Origin of the sequence: Aeromonas sp. 95A (genome assembly GCF_051919235.1) — a bacterium.
Classification (GTDB): domain Bacteria; phylum Pseudomonadota; class Gammaproteobacteria; order Enterobacterales; family Aeromonadaceae; genus Aeromonas; species Aeromonas veronii.
Genome location: NZ_JBQBFC010000001.1, coordinates 483,775 through 503,901 on the forward strand (window position 1 = coordinate 483,775; position 20,127 = coordinate 503,901).

Annotated in this window: 14 protein-coding genes and 1 pseudogene; 9 read left to right on the plus strand and 6 right to left on the minus strand. The window is 61.3% G+C overall.

Features of this window, described 5'->3' with window-relative positions; all coding sequences use genetic code 11:
* Positions 1 to 48: 48 nt before the first annotated feature.
* From ygeW to arcC, 5 genes and pseudogenes are all read left to right on the plus strand, one after another.
* Positions 49 to 1,236 (plus strand): knotted carbamoyltransferase YgeW, encoded by a 1,188-nt coding sequence (gene ygeW / locus ACTG2U_RS02215; RefSeq protein WP_439973950.1) that lies wholly within the window; start codon positions 49 to 51, stop codon positions 1,234 to 1,236.
* 137 nt (positions 1,237 to 1,373) lie between these two features.
* Positions 1,374 to 2,573 carry a diaminopropionate ammonia-lyase gene (gene dpaL / locus ACTG2U_RS02220; protein ID WP_257687551.1) on the plus strand — a complete coding sequence of 400 codons (1,200 nt, stop codon included), beginning with the start codon at positions 1,374 to 1,376 and terminating at the stop codon, positions 2,571 to 2,573.
* 124 nt (positions 2,574 to 2,697) lie between these two features.
* On the plus strand, positions 2,698 to 3,915 hold the full coding sequence (locus ACTG2U_RS02225; protein WP_069528193.1) for a YgeY family selenium metabolism-linked hydrolase: 1,218 nt from the start codon (positions 2,698 to 2,700) through the stop codon (positions 3,913 to 3,915).
* A 114-nt stretch (positions 3,916 to 4,029) separates the two neighbouring features.
* A pseudogene (hydA, locus tag ACTG2U_RS02230) lies at positions 4,030 to 5,447 on the plus strand (dihydropyrimidinase).
* Positions 5,448 to 5,506: 59 nt separating this feature from the next.
* Positions 5,507 to 6,439, plus strand: coding sequence for a carbamate kinase (gene arcC, locus ACTG2U_RS02235; RefSeq protein WP_439973951.1), 933 nt, complete (start codon positions 5,507 to 5,509; stop codon positions 6,437 to 6,439).
* A gap of 152 nt (positions 6,440 to 6,591) precedes the next feature.
* On the opposite strand, the gene ACTG2U_RS02240 is transcribed toward arcC, so the two are convergent.
* From ACTG2U_RS02240 to ACTG2U_RS02255, 4 genes are all read right to left on the minus strand, one after another.
* A complete protein-coding gene (locus tag ACTG2U_RS02240; protein WP_439973952.1) occupies positions 6,592 to 7,815 on the minus strand; it encodes an MFS transporter in 1,224 nt (407 codons plus the stop codon).
* A 55-nt stretch (positions 7,816 to 7,870) separates the two neighbouring features.
* Positions 7,871 to 8,641 carry an ABC transporter ATP-binding protein gene (locus tag ACTG2U_RS02245; RefSeq protein ID WP_129503973.1) on the minus strand — a complete coding sequence of 257 codons (771 nt, stop codon included), beginning with the start codon at positions 8,639 to 8,641 and terminating at the stop codon, positions 7,871 to 7,873.
* A complete protein-coding gene (locus ACTG2U_RS02250; RefSeq protein WP_302246019.1) occupies positions 8,634 to 9,686 on the minus strand; it encodes a FecCD family ABC transporter permease in 1,053 nt (350 codons plus the stop codon). The genes ACTG2U_RS02245 and ACTG2U_RS02250 overlap by 8 nt, the downstream gene beginning before the upstream one ends.
* 99 nt (positions 9,687 to 9,785) lie before the next feature.
* Complete coding sequence (locus ACTG2U_RS02255) at positions 9,786 to 10,907, minus strand: ABC transporter substrate-binding protein (RefSeq protein WP_439973953.1); 1,122 nt, start codon at positions 10,905 to 10,907, stop codon at positions 9,786 to 9,788.
* Positions 10,908 to 11,170: 263 nt separating this feature from the next.
* On the opposite strand from ACTG2U_RS02255, the gene ACTG2U_RS02260 reads away from it, so the two are divergent.
* Positions 11,171 to 12,094 (plus strand): DMT family transporter, encoded by a 924-nt coding sequence (locus tag ACTG2U_RS02260; RefSeq protein WP_439973954.1) that lies wholly within the window; start codon positions 11,171 to 11,173, stop codon positions 12,092 to 12,094.
* 71 nt (positions 12,095 to 12,165) lie between these two features.
* Here ACTG2U_RS02260 and yqeB read toward each other — a convergent pair whose 3' ends face one another.
* Together yqeB and yqeC are read right to left on the minus strand one after the other, a co-directional pair.
* Positions 12,166 to 13,758 (minus strand): selenium-dependent molybdenum cofactor biosynthesis protein YqeB, encoded by a 1,593-nt coding sequence (yqeB, locus tag ACTG2U_RS02265; RefSeq protein ID WP_439973955.1) that lies wholly within the window; start codon positions 13,756 to 13,758, stop codon positions 12,166 to 12,168.
* Between the two features lie 27 nt (positions 13,759 to 13,785).
* Positions 13,786 to 14,634 (minus strand): selenium cofactor biosynthesis protein YqeC, encoded by an 849-nt coding sequence (gene yqeC / locus ACTG2U_RS02270; protein ID WP_439973956.1) that lies wholly within the window; start codon positions 14,632 to 14,634, stop codon positions 13,786 to 13,788.
* A 1-nt stretch (position 14,635) separates the two neighbouring features.
* Here yqeC and mocA point away from each other — a divergent pair, with 1 nt between their 5' ends.
* The 3 genes from mocA to ssnA all read left to right on the plus strand — a co-directional run bounded on the left by mocA (position 14,636) and on the right by ssnA (position 20,072).
* The gene (gene mocA / locus ACTG2U_RS02275; RefSeq protein WP_439973957.1) at positions 14,636 to 15,283 is read left to right on the plus strand and encodes a molybdenum cofactor cytidylyltransferase; all 648 of its coding nucleotides are present in this window, start codon (positions 14,636 to 14,638) and stop codon (positions 15,281 to 15,283) included.
* A 319-nt stretch (positions 15,284 to 15,602) separates the two neighbouring features.
* Positions 15,603 to 18,713 (plus strand): putative selenate reductase subunit YgfK, encoded by a 3,111-nt coding sequence (ygfK, locus tag ACTG2U_RS02280; RefSeq protein WP_439973958.1) that lies wholly within the window; start codon positions 15,603 to 15,605, stop codon positions 18,711 to 18,713.
* Between the two features lie 30 nt (positions 18,714 to 18,743).
* Positions 18,744 to 20,072, plus strand: a complete 1,329-nt coding sequence (gene ssnA / locus ACTG2U_RS02285) for a putative aminohydrolase SsnA (protein ID WP_439973959.1) — start codon at positions 18,744 to 18,746, stop codon at positions 20,070 to 20,072.
* Positions 20,073 to 20,127: the final 55 nt, after the last annotated feature.

The following is a 20,127-nucleotide window of genomic DNA, read 5'->3' on the forward strand; positions in this document are numbered from 1 at the left end:
GAGTGAAAGGGGAGCTATCCATATCTCATCCAATGATTGGGGCGAACGATGAAAGCAGTTAACGAATTAATCAAAGAGATCAGAGCACTCAAATCCAACCTGCATGAAAAAGATTTTCTGCTGACCTGGGAGCAAACACCTCAGGAGCTGGAGCTGGTATTGAAACTGGCCGAATCCCTCAAGACCCTGCGCGCCGAAAATATCTCTACCAAACTGTTTAACAGCGGGCTCGGTATCTCGGTTTTCCGCGATAACTCCACCCGAACCCGCTTCTCTTACGCCTCTGCCCTGAACCTGCTCGGCCTGGCCCAGCAGGATCTGGACGAGGGCAAATCCCAGATCGCCCACGGTGAGACCGTCCGTGAAACCGCCAATATGATCTCGTTTTGCGCCGATGCCATCGGGATCCGTGACGACATGTTCCTCGGTGCCGGTAACGCCTATATGCGCGAGGTGGGTGCGGCGCTGGATGAAGGGTTCGAGAAGGGGGTGCTGCCCCAGCGTCCGGCGCTGGTCAACCTGCAGTGCGACATTGATCACCCGACCCAGTCCATGGCTGATCTCGCCTGGTTACAGGAGCACTTCGGCAGTCTGGAGAGCCTCAAGGGCAAAAAGATTGCCATGACCTGGGCCTACTCCCCGAGCTACGGCAAGCCGCTCTCCGTGCCCCAGGGCATCATCGGCTTGATGACCCGCTTTGGTATGGACGTGACCCTGGCCCATCCGGAAGGCTATGACCTGATCCCGGACGTGATCGAAGTGGCCAAAGAGAATGCCAAGGCCTCCGGCGGCAGCTTCCGTCAGGTCACCTCCATGGAAGAAGCCTTCAAGGATGCCGATATCGTCTATCCCAAGTCCTGGGCCCCCTACAAGGTGATGGAGCAGCGCACCGAGTTGCTGCGGGCCAATGACCACGCTGGCCTCAAGGAGCTGGAGAAATATTGCCTTGAGCAGAACGCCAGGCACAAGGATTGGCACTGCACCGAGGAGATGATGAAGCTGACCAAGGGGGGCGAAGCGCTCTATATGCACTGCCTGCCGGCCGATATTTCCGGTGTCTCCTGCAAAGAGGGCGAAGTGACCGAAGGGGTATTCGAGAAATATCGTATCGCCACTTATAAAGAGGCGAGCTGGAAGCCCTATATTATCGCCGCCATGATCATGGCCCGTAAATTCTCCGCCCCGGCAGAAACGCTGGAAAATCTGATTAAAGAGGCGCAAAAACGGGTGAAATAAATAACGGCAGGGCAGGGTGAATGTTCATCCTGCCCACACTGTCGAATTTATTATTTCGAGTTTTCTCCCCGCGGCATCTGAATAACGGATCTCCCGGCGAGGCAGCTCTTTGTCAGGTAACGCCTAGTGAGGTAAGCATGTCCCAATTTTCTTTGAAGATGGATATTGCCGATAACCGCTTTTTTACCGCCGAGCCATCACCGCTGTTTTCCCGTGTTGAAGCACAAAAGGCTCGCGCTTTTCATAAAAAACTGGCCGGTTATGAGCCGACCCCATTGTGCGACCTGAAAGATCTAGCCGCCTATATCGGGGTGAAAAATATATTGGTCAAGGACGAGTCAAAGCGTTTTGGCCTCAATGCCTTCAAGATGCTGGGTGGCGTTTATGCCATCGCCAACCTGCTCTGTGAAAAATACGGGGTGGCCATCGAGGATTTCTCCTTCGATCTCATCAAACGCACCATCAAGGAGCCGATGACCTTCGCCACCACCACAGATGGCAACCACGGTCGTGGCGTCGCCTGGGCCGCCAAGCAGGTGGGCCAGCATGCGGTGGTCTACATGCCCAAGGGCTCGGCCCAGGAGCGGGTGGACCACATTCTCAATCTCGGTGCCGAGTGCATCGTCACCGACATGAACTACGACGACACCGTGCGCCTGACCATGAAGATGGCCGAAGAGCGCGGCTGGCACATAGTGCAGGACACCGCCTGGGAGGGTTACACCAAGATCCCGACCTGGATCATGCAGGGGTACTCCACCCTGGCCGACGAAGCGGTCGAGCAGATGCAGGATATGGGCATCAAGCAGCCGACCCACGTGCTGCTGCAGGCCGGGGTCGGGGCGCTGGCGGGCGGTGTGCTCGGCTATCTGGTGGACTGCTTCGGGGCGAAAAATCTGCACAGTATCGTGGTCGAGCCGGATCAGGCCGACTGCATCTACCGCTCCGGCGTGGCGGGGGAGATGGTCAACGTGGGGGGCGACATGCACACCATCATGGCAGGTCTCGCCTGTGGTGAACCCAACCCCCTCGGTTGGCCATTGCTCAGAAGCTGCACCACCCAGTTTATCTCCTGCCACGACAAGGTGTCGGCGCTGGGCATGCGGGTGCTGGGCAACCCCCTTGGCAATGATCCACGCATCATCTCCGGCGAATCCGGCTCGGTCGGCACCGGCGTGTTGGCGGCGGTGCGTCACCACCCGGATCGCGCGGCGCTGATGGCGCGCCTCGGGCTGGATAGCAACTCGGTCGTACTCATCATCAACACCGAAGGGGACACCGATGTGACCCACTACCGGGAAGTGGTGTGGGAAGGCAAACATCCTGCCTGCGACTAACTCTCCCGCCAGAGCAGAGACACGAATTGAAGAACTGATCGCGCCTCGTCAACGGGGCGCGGTAACGGGCACAGGGCGCTGCCGACGAACAGGCCGCGCATTCTCGAATGTTTGGAGAATCACAATGAGCAAGCAAATTCCGTTTGAAATGGTGTTGGAGAAGGCCTACCAGTACAAGGCCGAGATGAGTCAGTTCCTGCGCGACATGATCGCTATCCCGAGCGAGAGCTGCGATGAAGAGCGGGTGGTGCTGCGCATCAAGCAGGAGATGGAGAAGGTTGGCTTTGACAAGGTCGAGATCGACCCCATGGGTAACGTGCTGGGCTATATCGGCCACGGCCCGCACCTGATCGCCATGGATGCCCACATCGATACCGTCGGGGTCGGCAACATGGCCAACTGGAAGTTCGACCCCTATGAGGGGATGGAAGATCACGAGATCATCGGTGGCCGCGGTGCATCCGATCAGGAAGGGGGCATGGCCTCCATGGTCTATGCGGGCAAGATCATCAAGGATCTGGGGCTGGAAGATCAGTACACCCTGCTGGTGACCGGTACCGTACAGGAGGAGGATTGCGATGGTCTCTGCTGGCAGTACATCATCGAGCAGAGCAAGATCCGCCCCGAGTTCGTGGTCAGTACCGAACCGACCGACTGCCAGATCTACCGTGGCCAGCGTGGCCGCATGGAGATCCGTGTGGAAGTGCAGGGGGTGAGCTGCCACGGCTCTGCGCCTGAGCGCGGTGACAACGCCATCTTCAAGATGGGCCCCATTCTTGGCGAATTGCAGGAGCTCAGCCACAACCTCGGTCATGACGACTTCCTCGGCAAGGGTACCCTGACCGTCTCCGAGATCTTCTTCACTTCGCCAAGCCGCTGCGCCGTGGCGGACAGCTGCGCCGTCTCCATCGACCGCCGCCTCACCTGGGGCGAGACCTGGCAAGGGGCGCTCGACGAGATCCGTGCCCTGCCAGCGGTACAAGCCGCCGGTGCCGAGGTCTCCATGTATCAGTACGACCGTCCGGCCTATACCGGTCTGGTCTACCCGACCGAGTGCTACTTCCCGACCTGGAAGGTGGAAGAGGATCACATCACCGTCAAAACCCTCTCCAAGGCTTATCGCGAGCTGTTCAACAAGGAGCCGGTGGTGGACAAGTGGACCTTCTCGACTAACGGGGTATCCATCATGGGTCGCCACGGTATTCCGGTCATCGGTTTTGGCCCGGGTAAAGAGCCGGAAGCCCACGCCCCGAACGAGAAGACCTGGAAAGAGCATCTGGTCAAGTGCGCCGCCATGTACGCCGTGATCCCCATGCTTTATCTGGCGGAGCTGGACAAGTAAGGGGGCTGCCGGGTGGTGACTCTCATCACCGCCCGGCTGTTGCAAGTGTGGCAAGTGCCCCGTCTGTGTTGAGGCGGGGCCTTGCTGTTTGAAGTGATGTTCGAGGTGGTGGGGATGAAACGGCTGATCAAAAACGGTGTGTTGGTCGATGCGCAGGGTGAATATCGTCAGGATCTGCTGATCGAAAACGGGGTGATCCGCGCCCGTGCCGCCGATATCCAGCCCGATGGCGAAACCGAGGTGATCGATGCCAGCGGCTGCTATGTGATGCCGGGTGGCATCGATGTCCACACCCACTTCAACATCGATGTCGGGATTGCCCGCAGTTGCGATGACTTTTTCAGCGGTACCCGTGCCGCCGCCTGTGGCGGCACCACCACCATCATCGACCACATGGGATTTGGCCCGGCGGGGTGCAATCTGCATCACCAGCTGGCCCGCTATCACGATTACGCCGCCGATCAGGCGGTGATCGACTACAGCTTTCACGGCGTGATCCAGCATGTGGATGACGCCATCCTTAATGAGATGGCCGCCATGGTGCAGGAGGAGGGGATCAGCAGCTTCAAGCTCTATCTCACCTACCAGTACAAGCTGGGGGACCATGACGTGCTGCGCGCCCTGGCTCGCCTCAAAGAGGTGGGGGCGCTTGCCACCGTCCATCCCGAAAATGACGCCGCCATCGCGGCGCGCCGGGCGGCCCTATTGGCCGCCGGTCACCATGAGCCCTGGTATCACCCGCAAAGTCGCCCGCTGGAGTGCGAGGCGGAGGCGATCGCCCGGATGATCAACCTGGCGGGGCTCGCGGCAATGCCCCGCTCTATATCGTCCACCTCTCCAACGGACTGGGGCTGGAGTATCTGAAACTGGCGCGCCGTCAGGGGCAACCGGTCTGGGTGGAGACCTGCCCGCAATATCTGCTTTTGGATGATTCCTGCTACTACCGGGAGAACGGAGTCGACTATCTGCTCAGCCCACCGCTGCGCTCGCGCCGCGAGCAGGACAAGCTGTGGGTCGGTATCGCTGCTGGTGACATCGACACGGTGGCGACCGATCATTGCAACTTCTCCCACGCCCAGCGCACGACCCTCTCGGGCGGCGATTTCAGCCGCTGCCCCAACGGCTTGCCGGGCGTCGAGAACCGGATGCTGCTGCTGTTTGCCCACGGGGTGTTGGGCGGGCGCATCTCGCCATCGCGCTTCGTGGCTCTCACCAGCGCCAACCCGGCGCGCCTGTTTGGCCTCTGGCCGCGTAAGGGCAATTTGCAAGCGGGGGCCGACGCCGATCTGGTGCTGATGGATCCCCGTGGCGAGACCCTAATCCGTCACGCCGCGCTGCACGACAACGGCGACTACAGTCCCTACGAGGGGATGCGCTGCCCCGGCCAGATCAGAATGACCCTCAGTCGCGGCGAGATAGTCGCCCGCGATGGCGAGTTTCTGGGGCGGCGTGGCCAAGGCCGTTTTCTGGCCAGAGCGCCCTTTGATCCACTGCTGGGCGAAGCGGTCAGAGAACTGCAATTAGCACAGTGATAGACAGAACAACCGAGCCGGTATGACACCGGCCCACCCTTATCATCGGAGAGCACAAGATGAAACAGCGTATCGTACTGGCCCTGGGGGGTAACGCTTTGGGCAACAACCTGCCCGAGCAGATGAAGGCGGTGCAGAGCACGGCGCACACCATCGCCGACCTGATCGCCCAGGGGCACGAGGTGGTGGTCACCCACGGCAACGGGCCGCAGGTGGGGATGATCCAGCAGGCGTTCGAAGTGGCGGCCCGCTACGAGCCAAAATCCCCCCATCTGCCGATGTCGGTCTGCGTGGCCCTGAGTCAGGGCTACATCGGTTATGACCTGCAAAATGCTTTGCGCGAAGCCCTGCTGGAACGCGGCATCCACAAGCCGGTTGCTACTCTGGTGACCCAGGTTGAGGTGGATAAAAACGATCCCGCCTTCCTTGACCCGAGCAAGCCCATCGGCGGTTTCTTCAGCAAGGAGGAGGCCGAGGCATTGATGGCCAAGGGCGAGCGGCTCAAAGAGGACGCCGGTCGCGGCTATCGCCGGGTAGTGGCCTCTCCCAAACCCGTCGATATCATCGAGAAGGAGACCGTCTCTGCGATGCTGGCAGCCGGTCAGGTGGTGATCACCGTCGGTGGCGGCGGCATTCCGGTGCTGCGCGAAGGCAATCACCTGCGCGGTGCCAGCGCGGTGATCGACAAAGATTGGGCCAGTGCCAAGCTGGCGGAGCTTATCGATGCCGACATGCTGATCATCCTCACCGCGGTAGAGAAGGTCGCCATCAACTTCGGCAAACCCGATGTGCAGTGGCTCGATCAGCTGAGCGTGGGAGATGCCAACAGCTTTATCGCCCAGGGGCAGTTTGCCAAGGGATCCATGCTGCCCAAGGTGGAGGCGGCGCTCTCGTTTGCGACGTCCATGCCGGGACGCAAATCCCTGATCACCCTGTTGGAGAAGGCGGCCGAGGGGATCGCTGGCAAGACCGGTACCGTGATCAGCCTGTAATCATGCGTACTGATCCACAGGGGCATCCGGCCCCTGACAGAGTGTGGAGCCTTGGCTCCACACTCTGTTTTATTGGGATGGCGGTGACGGATCATCACTGTCGATCGTGTTCTGCAGGCCAGATGAACCGCTCTGTGCGAGTGGTAATGGGGCTAGTTGGAGTGGCAGCCGGTTTTTGTGGATGGCAGAAACCTGTAGAGGCCGATACCAGCGAGCAAACCAATCATCGCCAGCAGCAGCCAGATGACTGTGGTGGGGCGGCTGCCTGCGTCCCCCAGCATAAAACCGATGAGCAGGTTGCCAAAGAGCGCCATGCAGCCGCCAGCGCTGGCATAGAAGCCGTAGTAGCTGCCGAGCTGCTCGGGAGGGGCGTAGCGGGGTAGTTGGGCGGCAAAGAGCGGGAAGCAGAGAATGGATCCGAGCGATAGCAGGGCTACCTGCGTCAACACGCCTGCCGTCGGCCAAGGTGCCAGCAGCGGTAGAGCCAGGTAGCTCAAGCCCATTATCCCGATACCCAACCCCATGGCGAGCGGCACTCCCATGCGCCTCTCTACCAGACGGGAGGCTGGCAGCTGGAGCAGGACGCCGATCACCGCCGAGAGGGTAAAGACCCCGCCGAGCAGGTGGGTGGCGTCCGGCAGGCTCTGGATATGGGCGGGCAGGGCGAGATAGAGCTGGTGGAACAGGATCTGGTAGCTGCCCGCCAGCAGGGTAAACACGATAAAAGGGCGCTGGCGCACTATCTCTCTCCATTGGCGCAAAATGGCGCCACGCGGACTCTGGTGGCTAACCGGGCGTTTGGGCAGCACCCGGTATTGCAGCACGCCGAGCAGGGCGAACAGGCTGGCTGCCAACAAGCCGGTCAGGGTATAGCTCTGCTGGGTCAGTGTCAGTCCGACCAGGGGCCCGAGCAGCATGCCCGCCTCGCTGGCGAGATTGTGCAGGGCAAAGGCGCGCTGACGCTGGCTCGGGTTGTGGCATTCGCTGGCAAGATACGCCTGGGCGCAAGGGGTGAACAGGGCCCCCGCAAAGCCGGTGAGGGCGGCGGCCAGCAGCAGGATGGGCAGGGACTCGGCCCAGCCGAGCAACACGAAGCCTATGGAGCGCACCAGGCAGCCCCAGACGATGGCGGGGTGATAGCCGATGCGATCCCCAAGGGTGCCCCCCAAGAGAAAGAGCCCCTGCTGGCTGAAGACCCGCATCCCCATGACCAGGCCACAGGCCCAACCGGCGAGACCCAGCCCGCTACCCATGTGCTGGGCGAGGAAGGGCATCATCATGTAGAAGCCGAGGTTGAAGGCCAGCCCGTTGGTGATAAGCAGGCGGGCAGCCGGGCTCATGCCCTGCCAGTCCCGCCAGTAGGAGGCGCTGTTCATCTTCGCCACCCACTAGCATGCCGGGAGGGGGCCGCCGGGGTTGTACTGCGCTGTGTCATGACGCCTTTCGCACGGTTCTGAGGAAGGGGATGCCGCTCAGGTCGTGGCTTATCTCCACCGGCACATGGTAGAGGCGCTCGATAAGGGCCGCGTCGAGCACCCGGGCGGGGGGGCCGAAGGCCTGCAGATCGCCCCCTGCCAGCACGATAAGCTGATCGGCAAACTGGGCTGCGAGGTTGAGATCGTGCAGCACCACCAGGGTGATCCACTGCTGCTCGCGGGTCTGCTGACACAGGTGCTCCATCAGTTGCATCTGGTGGTGCAGATCCAGGGCGCTGACCGGCTCGTCCAGCATCATGATGCGGGGATCGCGCAGCAGAACCTGGGCGAACAGTACCATCTGTCGCTGGCCGCCGCTTAAGGAGTAGAGGGGGCGATCAGCCAGATGGGCGATGCCGAGCGCCTGCAGGGCGCGACCCGCCGCCAGGATGTCCTCGTCCGCCAGACGCATGGAGAGGCTGTCGAGGCGACCGAGTACCACCACTTCGATGACGCTCAAGTCCAGCTCCAGCTGGATGTTCTGGGGCATGTAGCCAAACTGCTGGCGCCACCTGGCCTGCGTCATCTGGCGGGCACTCTGGCCCCCCAGCCGGATATCGCCGCCATCCGGAGTCAGTTCACCAAACAGGGCGCGCATCAATGAGGTCTTGCCGGTCCCGTTCGGACCGATGATCACGTGGACCTGACCCGGGTGCAGGGTGAGGTTGAGCTCTCGCAGCAGGGTCTGCTGACCGAGGGAGAGGGTGAGTCGGGATATTTCAAGCACGTTTACGCCCCCTGCCGAGGATCAACCAGATGAAGAAGGGCACGCCAATCAGGGCGGTGACAATGCCGATGGGAAAGAGGGCCCCCGGAATGATGGACTTGGAGAGCACCGAGGCCGCCGAGAGCATGCAGGCGCCGCACAGGGCCGAGAGCGGGATAAGAAAACGCTGATCCTCCCCCACCAACATGCGAGCGATATGGGGCGCCACCAGTCCAACGAAGCCGATGACACCGACGAAACTGGTGGCAGTGGCGGTGAGCAGGGCGACCAGCACCAGAGTCTTCATGCGCAACCTGTCCACGTTGACCCCGAGGCTGCGGGCACGGGCTTCCCCCAAGCGCAGGCTGGTGAGGGCCCAGGCATCCCGGTAGATGAGCAGGGTGCAGATCAGGGTGACGGCGGCGGTGATGATCAGGGAGTCCCAGGTAGTGCGCATCAGGCTGCCAAACAGCCAGAACAGGATCTGCTGGTTGAGCTCGGGGGAGGAGAGAAACTGCAGCAGGGAGAGCAGGGACTGGAACAGGAACAGCAGGGCGATGCCCGCCAGGATCAGGGTCTGGCTGTTGACATGGCGCATCATGGCCAGGCCAAATAAAAGGCTCGCGGCAAACATGCAGAGGATGAAGGCGCCAGCCGGAATGGCAATCAGGGGAGGGAGCCCAAGACCGCCGGTATAGAGCGCCAGTGCGGCACCGAGCCCCGCTGCGGCAGCGAGCCCCAGGGTGTAGGGGCTGGCCAGCGGGTTATCCAGCAGAGTCTGCATCTGGACGCCGCCAAGACCCAGCGCAGCACCGACTACCAGCGCCATCAGGGCGATGGGCAGGCGCATGTCATGGACTATGGTGCGGGTCATGGGATCGGCCTGGGCGGGGGTGAGCAGGGCATCGACCACTTCGCCCAGTGGCAGCAGAGAGGGGCCGGTGGCGATGTCGAGCACCAGGGTAATGCACAGCACCAGGGTGAGCAGCAGGAGCCAGTGCCCGCGACGGCGCTCCCGTTGCCGCTGGCGGGCGAGGGTCTGCTGCAGGGCAGCCAAATCATTCATGATGACAATCCTGAAACGGGCGCCATGAGAGGCGCCCACAAGGGTGAAAGAGGGATGAAGAGGGCTCTGCCTAGACTGGCAGAGCCCGAACGACCAGATTCAGTTTGCCTTACCCGGCTTGATACCCAGCATAAAGGTGCCCTGGGGACGGATGGGCAGATAGCGCTGGTAAAAGCCCTGATAGGTGGCCAGGGGATCGAGATCCTGGAACAGATCCGGGTAGAGGGCCTTGGCCATGAACTCGATGAGAGCTGCATCCATGATGCTGCGGGTGGCACCGTGATAGACCGCATAGAGGCGCTCCTGCTGCACTGCGGGCAGCTCGCTCCAGCCCGGGCGGGCGGCAAAGCCTTGCAGACGCTGGCGCACCGTCTCGGCTGACACATCCTGGCCAACCTGCATCGCCTCTGCGCTGCTCACGCTCTCGTAGCCCGCCATCAGGATGACCTCGGGTTTGCTCGCCAGCAGTTGCTCAGGATGGATGGGGCCCCAGCGCTCGACGAAGGGAGCCGCGACGTTGTCACCCCCGGCCAGCAGGGCCATCGCGCCCCACATGTCCTTGCCATAGGTGTAGCTGTACTCGGCCGGGCCCTTGTCACCCAGCTCGATATAGACCCGAGGGGGCTGGCGCTTCGCGGCGGCGATGCGGGAGGTGATGATGTCAATCTTGGCCTTGTATTCGTCGGCCATCTGTTGGGCACGAGCTTCCTGACCTGTCACCTTGCCCAGCAGCAAGGTGCTCGCCATGTGGCGCTCCAGGGTCTGGGCGTTGTAGTCGATGACCACCACCGGGATCCCAGCCTGTTCGAAGCGTGGCAGATCCGGGCCGAGGGCCTCATATTGCCACTTCGCCAGGATCAGCAAATCGGGCTTGACCGCCAGGGTCTTCTCGATGGAGAAGCTCTGATCCTGCACATTGCCAAGGTCAGGCACCTTGGCCAGTTGCGACAGGCTAGCCACATAGAGCGACCAGATGGCGGGGCGGGATTTGACGAACCAGCCACGGGACATGCCCACCAGCCGATCGGCGCCGCCTTCACCGGCCACGGCCAGATAATCCTCGGGATAGAAACCGAGCACGATACGGCTGGCCGGCAGGCTGAGGGAGACCTTGCGGCCCATCACATCTTCTACTTCAACCGGGGGATTTGCCTGCGCCATCCAGCTCATCAGGGCGAGCTGACCGAGCAGCAGCAACTTTGCCAGGGGGTGACGAAACATCTTGTGAAAACCTTGAACGGATTTTGGGGTGAGAAGTATTAGCATTTGCGTTTAATGATGGCAATCGATTTTACCAGGGGTCACATAAGGGACGTATATAGCGTGTTGGTCGTTCGAGGCCCACCTTGGCAAGGTTCTCCGCCAACGCCCCTCTTCAGGGGGGCGTACACGTTTGGGCTGTCGGCCCCCACAAGAGTAAGATGGTCCTTTTCGGGGCTGGTTAGCCCGGCATGCAGGCGCACAGGCGCCAAAAAGGCAGAGTAATGAGCACAAAGATCAATATGGCGGCGCTGGGGGGACTGGTCCTGCTCACCGCCATCTGGAGTTACAGCTGGATCGTGATGAAGCAGGTGATGCTCTACGCGGGGGCCTTCGAGTTCACCGCCCTGCGCTGCCTGTGCGGATCTCTGGTTCTGCTGCTGGTATTGGCCCTGCGCGGGCGCCGTTATCTCAAGCCCACCCCGTTTCGCTATACCCTGGCCATCGCCCTGTTCCAGACTTGTGGCATGGTGGGGCTGGCCCAGTGGGCGCTGATCAGCGGCGGGGCGGGCAAGGTGGCCATTCTGAGTTACACCATGCCGTTTTGGGTGGTGATCTTCGCGGCGCTCTTTCTCGGCGAGCGGATGCGCAACCTGCACTATCTGGCTGTTGGGGTGGCGGCCTGCGGCCTGCTGTTGGTGATCCAGCCCTGGTTGCTGCATCTTGAATCCCTCAAGAGTGCGCTCTTGGCAATCCTCTCCGGCATCTGCTGGGGGATCAGCGCCATCATCGCCAAGCGGATGTATGCCCGCCACCCTTCGGTGGATCTGATGTCCCTCACCACCTGGCAGATGATCTACGCCACCCTGGTGATGACGCTGGTGGCGGCGCTGGTGCCGGAGCGCCCCATCGACTGGCAACCCTACGTGATGGGTGCGCTGGCCTATAGCGCCATCTTCGCCACCGCCATCGCCTGGAGTCTCTGGCTGTTTGTGCTGAAAAAGCTGCCTGCGGGGATTGCCAGCCTCAGCACCCTGGCGGTGCCGGTGACCGGTGTGCTGCTCTCCTGGTGGCTGCTCGGCGAAAATCCGGGGCCGGTGGAGGGGAGCGGTATTGCCCTTATCGTGCTGGCGCTTATCGTCATCAGCCGCAAGGGCAAGCGTTCCGTGGTATCGGTGGCGGGGGAGACCCGTATCAAACACGGCTGAGCCGATTGCCAGCGAAGAGATAAAAAGGGCCCGCCATCATGGCGGGCCCTTCTGGTTTTAATAACACTCTCTTATCTGCGCTGGGCCAGATGCATCATGGCTTCCAGCACGGCGCCGCCGATGGCGCGCGCCTTGTCAGAGACGGTGGTGGCATCGGCGCGCTCGCCACGCGGGTCGATATCGCCAATCTTGAAGCCGACCGGCACCTCGATGCCATCGCTGAGCAGCCCCCGCACCATGCCAGAGAGCGGCGCGATAATGGGGGCATCCCCTACATGGGCGATCACATCCCCTTCCTGCACCAGATCGCCGAGCTTGATAATGCTCTTCATCAGCCCGGGAGCGGGGGCGCGCACCACCCGGCGTGCGGAGTGCCCCTCGATCACCCCAGGAATGCCGGTATTGGGCTGGGCGGGGCCCTGATAGATGACCCGGCCCAGATGGTGACCGCGGTTGGTTTCGATCACTGCATCGCAGTCGCGTCCCGCCTCAAAGCCCGGGCCAAGGGCCACCGTAATGGGGGCCATCTCCTTGTGGGTGCCGAGGTTCTGCTTGGCGAGGATGGCATCCACCAGATAGCGGGGCTTGAGCTCGGCGAGGGTGGCGCACTCGGGATCAACCAGCAGCGGGATAATGCCCCGATCCAGCTGCTCGAACGCCTGCTCGACGTTCTCGACCCGCTTGGCGCGCACCCCTTCGACACAGGTTTCGCCGTCAAACATCCCCTGGGCGAATGCGACGGTGCGGCGGATCACCGTGGGCTTGTCGAGATCCAGCATCACCACCTTGAAGCCGGCATTGTGCAGGCGCAACGCGACGCCGGTAGCGATATCGCCGGAGCCGCGCATCACCACCAGTTGATCCCGCTTGAGGCGCACGTCATCCTGCATCAGCCCACCCGATTTGCCGTTTTTCACCTGCAGTAGCTCGGCGAGAATGCTGATGGCGATCTCCTCGGGGGTCTCGGCACCTATGTTGTAGCCGATGGGGGCGTGCAGCCGCTGCAACTGCTCCTGACTCACCCCTTGCTGGCGCAGGGCCTGGGTGAAGGTCTGTACCTTGCGCTTGCTGGCGAGCAGCCCCAGATAGGCGAGGGGACGGCTTATCAGCCGCTCCAGCGCCTCCTTGTCCTGATGGTTGGTGGCGATGATGACGAAGTTGGCGGGCTCGATGGCCAGTTTATCGATCACCGCGCTGATGGTATCGGCCTGCACCAGATGGGTACCGGCGGGGAAGTGATCGGGGTTGAGGCTCCCCTCGAAGCAATCCCCTACATGGACATCAAAGCCGAGCGGCGCCGCAGCATGGGCCACAGCCCGGTTGACGTGGCCGGCACCAATGAGCACCAGCCGTGGTCGCAGACCATAGACATCGATATAGACCGACATGGCACCACCGCAATCCGATCCGACCGCATGTTCGCCGTTGCGGGCCATCCGGCCGTGGAAGATGCGCGGCTTGCGCTCGGCAATGGCGGCCATCGCTTCCTCGATCACCAGCCGCTCGATCATGCCGCCGCCGATGGTGCCGAGGATCTGGCCATCGGCCATCACCAGCATCTGGGCCTGATGGCGGGGGGTGGAGCCCCGGCTCTCGATGATCTGGGCCATGGCAAACGGCGTGTTCTCCTGTTCCAGTCGGGCTGCGTGTGCAAACAGATTCATAAGGTACCTCTTCTTATCCTTAAACCATCATGGGCGAGGCGGCTGTGCCTCATCCTGAGCGAAGTAACCGAGTGCGAGGCGAATGGGTTGTGGTTCGCGAACCGCCCCCTGCCAGATGGCGTGGATCTCGGGGTGGCGGGTATGCAGCTTTATCAATTCCGCCAGCCACGACGCCTCATTTTGATAATCCCCATTGATAAACCAGATCCGGCGCGCCCTGGCCGGGGTGCCTTTGAACAGCCCCTCGGGGTGGGAGAGCAGCTGGTGAAACAGGGCCCAGTCGAGGGGGTCACCGGCCTCTATCCCGCACAGGGCCTGAAGCTCTGCCCAGCGGTGGATCTGCTGCGGGTCGGCCTTGGCCCCCACCATGGCGCCGCCCGTCAGGGCTATCACCCAATCACTGCTTTGGGGAATGCAAGGTTCGTGCAAAGCGGGCACTTTCAATAACTTGTGATTGGCGCCATCCGCTTCGACCAGGATGAGATCGAAGCGCTGCTGCCCCTTGATGAGATCAATCTGCTGGGGTGTGGGGCCCGCCACCTTGCCGCTGGCCTGATCGATATGGCTGAACAGGGCGACCAGAGTCGGCTCATCGGGCTGTTGCTGACAGCGGGTCAGCTGGCGGACGGGATCAGCTTCCAGGATCAATTCCCGATAGTGTGACGGGGCAGGCAGAAACATCCGGGTGGTGGTGGTAATTAGCACCCTTTTACCCTGTTGATAAAAATATTCCGCCAGCCAGAACAGGGTGCTGGTTTTTCCACCGGCGCCGCAGAGGCTAATTAAGGTGGTATGGCTATCAATATTTTTGGTGAGCGGGTTTAATAGCGGATCTATATCTGGAAATACGACAGCAACAACGTGTGGTAGCGACATAATGACGACCAAAATAAATATCGAAGGGAGTGGAAAACAACGTTGCCAGGAACAAGTGCAGTGTGACTGTATAATAACGGCGGCGGGTTTATCTTCCCGAATGGGTGCCTGGAAAATGATGCTACCTTATTGCCAGGGGACAATGCTTGATGCAAGTCTCAAAAATGCCCTGGCCTTTTGTCAGCGGGTTATTCTGGTGGTGGGCCATCGTGGCGAGGAGCTTGAAGCGCGCTACGGATCACGGCCGGATATTGTTGTCGTCCACAACCCCGACTATCGGCAGGGGCTGGGCAGCTCCATCCGCTGCGCCCTGGCGGCCAGTGACGCTGACTACCTCTTTATCAGCCACGGGGATCTCCCCTGTATCCCGCGCGAGGTCTATCAACAGCTCTGGCAGGCTCGGGGCTGTGAGACACTCTTTCCCACCTGGCAGGGGGAGGCGGGCCATCCGGTGTTGCTGCCAAAATCCCTTGTCCGCGAGCTGGCAGCGGCCCCGGTGCAGTCGTTGGTACGGCGCTGGTTGCAAGGGCATCCGCACCGTATGGTGCCCGTCGACAGCCCCGCCATCTTGTTTGATGTGGATACCCCGGAGCGCTATCAGGCGCTGCTGGGTGGCATTCTTGAAAATGAGAGCGAGCCCATGAAATAACCCAGTTTAAAAAGATAATGGGGAGATAAATGGCGTATCAAAGTGATATTTCTCGCACTTGATCTGATAGGGCGAGTTCTTTTTGAACTGCTCATTAAGTAAATTCCAGAGTGATTGATAACTACTCGCAATACCCATAATGGTGGCATCGTAAATTCTCTCCATTAATTGGAGCTGCCTCACGCTTTTACCGTAAAGAATAGTTTTGTAACTGTAGTGGCCTGATTGTTGCTCTTCTCCTTGCCAAGGGGGAACACCCGTGCGGGATACCCCATTTATTCATGCTGCCAATGGGCAGAACAGCTGCAAGGAGATAGCCATGGGCGATATTATGCGACCCGTTCCGTTCAAGAACCTGCTGACCCGTATTTTTGCGGAATATAAAGAGAGTCAGAGCATTTTCGGTATTCCCGCCGCGCAATTCTATCGCAAGCAGGACGAGCGCAAGATCAAGGTGTTCGGTGAAACCTGCGAGACCCCCATTGGCCCGGCAGCCGGCCCCCATACCCAGTTGGCCCAGAATATCGTCACCTCCTGGCTGACCGGCGGGCGCTTTATCGAGCTCAAGACGGTGCAGATCCTGGACCGTCTCGAACTGGAAAAGCCCTGTATCGATGCCGAAGACGAGTGCTTCAACACCGAGTGGTCTACCGAGTTCACCCTGCCCAAGGCGTTTGACGAGTATCTGAAAGCCTGGTTTGCCCTCTATCTGCTGGAGGAGGTGTTTGACCCGCGGCTCGACGGAGAGGCCAAGTCCTTTATCTTCAACATGAGCGTGGGTTACAACCTCGATGGCATCAAACAGCCACCGATGCAGCAGTTTATCCACAGCCTGATGGATGCAAGCCAAAGTCCGAAGTTTGCCGAGTACCAGCAGGTGCTGCGCGAGTTGGTGGCCGACGGGCAGTTTATCGCCGAGCTGGGGCTGGGAGCGCGCCGCGATCGCCTGCAACAGCTGGTGGATCGCATCCCGGCCAATTTGGTGCACGGCGTCACCCTCTCCACCATGCACGGCTGCCCGCCCAACGAGATCGAGGCCATCTGCCGCTACATGCTGGAGGAGAAGGGACTCAACACCTTCGTCAAACTGAACCCGACCCTGCTGGGCTACCCGCGGGTGCGCGAGATCCTCGATACCTGCGGCTTTGATTACATTGGTCTGAGCGAAGAGTCGTTCGATCACGACCTCAAGCTGGATCAGGCCAAAGGGATGCTGGTTCGTCTGATGGCGCTGGGGGCCGAGAAGGGGCTCACCTTCGGGGTCAAGCTCACCAACACCCTCGGCACCATCAACCGCAAAGGGGCGCTGCCGGGGGATGAGATGTATATGTCCGGCCGTGCGCTGTTCCCGCTCTCCATCAACGTGGCTGCCGTGCTGTCTCGCGCCTTCGATGGCAAGCTGCCCATCTCCTACTCGGGTGGCGCCAGCAAGTTCAACATCGCCGAGATCTTCGAGACCGGCATTCGTCCCATCACCATGGCCACCGACCTGCTGAAACCGGGCGGCTACCTGCGCCAGATCGAGTGCCTCAAAGAGATCGACACTTCTGACAGCTGGGGCATGGCTCAGGTGGATGTGACCAAGCTGGAAGCGCTTGCCGCCAAGGCCCTCACCATGGATTACACCCAGAAGGAGTGGAAGTCCGACGATCGTATCGAAGTGGGCGGTGGTCTGCCGCTGACCGACTGCTACGTGGCACCCTGCGTCACCGCCTGCGCCGTGCATCAGGATATCCCCGAGTACATTCGCCTGATGGGCGAGGGGGAATATGTGGCAGCCCTTGAGCTGATCTATCAGCGCAACGCCCTGCCCGCCATCACCGGCCATATCTGCGATCACCAGTGTCAGTACAACTGCACCCGTCTCGACTACGACAGCCCTCTCAATATCCGCGAGCTGAAAAAAGTAGCGCTGGAGCGCGGCTGGGAAGGGTACAAGGCCCGCTGGCACAAGCCGGCAGGCAGCGGTGACAAGCACCCGGTTGCGGTGATTGGTGCAGGCCCGGCCGGTCTCTCCGCCGGTTACTTCCTGGCCCGCGCCGGTCACCCGGTCACCGTGTTCGAGCGCGAAGCGGATGCCGGTGGCGTGGTCAAACACATTATCCCCGAGTTCCGCATCCCGGCTGAGCTTATCCAGCACGATATCGACTTTGTCGCCGCCCACGGGGTCAAGTTCGAGTTTGGTTGCGATCCGGCGCTCACCGTCGACAAGCTGCACGCCCTGGGCTTTACCTATGTCTTCGTTGGTATCGGTGCCGACAAGAATGGCGGCATGCGTCTAGAAGGGGGGCATGATCGGGTCTACAAGTCCTTCAACTTCCTGCGCAGCTTTAATCAGGGCAAACCGCTGCCGCTGGGCCGCCATGTGGCGGTGATCGGCGCCGGTAACACCGCCATGGACTGCGCCCGCGCCGCCCTCAAGGTGCCCGGTGTCAGCGATGTCACCGTGATCTACCGTCGCAGCGAAAAAGAGATGCCCGCCTATCGTGAGGAGTTTCTGGAAGCGGTGGAGGATGGGGTGCGTTTTTGCTTCCTCACCAATCCGGAGCGCTTTGAGAAAGATGGCAAGCTCACCGTGCGGATGATGGCGCTGGGGGATCCTGACGAGCAGGGCCGCCGCCGTCCGGTGCCCACCGAGCAGACCGAAGTGATGCAGATGGATGCGCTGATCACCGCCATCGGCGAGCAGCCTGACTGCGAGGTGCTCAAAGCGATGGGCATTCCCTTGGGCAGCGATGGCTGGCCCGAGGTGGACAGCCAGACCGGCGAAACCAGCCGTCGCAACGTCTTCCTGATCGGTGACGTGCAGAGCGGCCCGTCCTCCATCGTCGGTGCCATCGGTGGTGCCCGCCGCGCCGCGGATCTGGTGCTCTCTCGCGAGCATATCGCCAGCCAGCAGAGTGCAGTGACCATCCAGCCATCGGGCAAGGATGAGATCTATCGCCGCAAGGGGAGCATCGCCGTCACCCTGGTCGACAAAAACGAGCGCGATGCCTTCGTGGCGCAAGAGGCGCACCGCTGCCTCGAGTGCAACTACCTCTGCAGCAAGTGCGTGGATGTCTGCCCCAACCGGGCCAACGTCGCCATCGCGGTGCCGGGCTTCAAGGATCAGTTCCAGACCCTGCACCTGGATGCCTACTGCAACGAATGTGGCAACTGCGCCCAGTTCTGCCCGTGGCAGGGCAAGCCCTATCAGGACAAGGTCACCATCTTCAGCCTGCCCGAGGATTTCGACAACAGCCGCAACCCCGGTTTCTATCTGGCGGATGGCGGTGAGCTGCGTGTGCGTCAGGATGGCGAGACCTATCGCCTGACCATAGACGCCCAGAGCCAGATCAAGGATGCGCCAGCGGCCCTTGGCGACATGTGCCGGATCATCAGCCATGTCCATGCTCATCACCACTACCTGCTGGGGGCCGTCGAGGCCTGAGCGAACCACGAATAAGCGAAGGAGCAAACCATGTTTATTCTGAAGAACGTCACCGCTGTCCAGCTGGAGCCGACCCGGGTGCTGGAAGGGGTGGATATCGCCATCGAAGGATCGTTTATCAAAGCGGTGGGGCCCAATCTGCGGGCCCTCTACCCGGAGGCCAACTATCGGGAGATGGGGGGCAAGTTGGTGATGCCGGGCATCGTCTGTGCCCACAACCACTTCTACTCCGGCCTGTCGCGGGGGATCATGGCCAACATCGCCCCCTGCCCGGACTTTATCTCCACCCTGAAAAACCTCTGGTGGCGGCTCGATCGGGCGCTCGATGAGGAGTCCCTCTACTACAGCGGCCTCATCTGCTCGCTGGAGGCGATCAAGAGCGGCTGCAGTGCGGTGATCGACCACCACGCCTCGCCCAACTTCATCAAGGGCTCCCTGAATGTGCTGCGCAAAGGGTTTGTGGAAGCGGGTCTGCGCGGTATGACCTGCTTCGAGACCACGGATCGCAACGGTGGCCTCGCCGAGCTGCAGGCCGGGGTGGAGGAGAACATCCTGTTCGCCCAACAGATCGATGCGGCCAAGGCCAAGGGGAACGAACCCTATCTGGTGGAGGCCCATATTGGCGCCCATGCCCCCTTCACCGTGCCCGACGAGGGGCTGGCCATGCTGCGCGAAGCGGTGCAGGTCACCGGTCGCGGCCTGCATATCCATGTGGCGGAAGATCGCTACGACATGGCCCACGGCCACCACCACTATGGCAAGGAGCCCATCGCCCGGCTGGACGCGTTTGGCCTGATCGACAGCAAGACCCTGATCGCCCACGGCATCTACCTGAGCCCGGCTGACATCGAGCTGCTCAACAGCCGCGATGCCTTCCTGGTGCACAACGCCCGCTCCAACATGAACAACCATGTGGGCTACAACATGCACCTGCCGGAGTATCGCAATCTGGCGCTCGGCACCGATGGCATCGGCTCCGACATGCTCGAAGAGCTCAAGTTTGCCTACTTCAAGCACAAGGATGCCGGCGGCGCGCTGTGGCCCGACAGCTTTGCCCGCTTCCTGTGGAACGGCAATACCCTGCTGGAGCGCAACTTCGGCGCCAAATTTGGCCGCCTGGAGCCGGGCTACAAGGCCGACCTCACCATCTGCGACTACGACGCGCCAACCCCGCTGGCGCCGCGCAACCTCGGTGGCCATCTCGCCTTCGGCATGGGATCTGCCAGCGTCAACAGCGTGATGGTGGAGGGGCGCATGGTCTATCAGGACCGCGAGTTTCCGTTCGATGTCGCGCCCCTTTATGAGCAGGCCAGCAAGGTGGCGAGCCGCCTGTGGCAACGGATGGATCAGCTGGCCTAAGGCCACCTTCCACAGTTTTGGACCGGATTGCCCGCCCTGTGGATCTCCCCGGCGG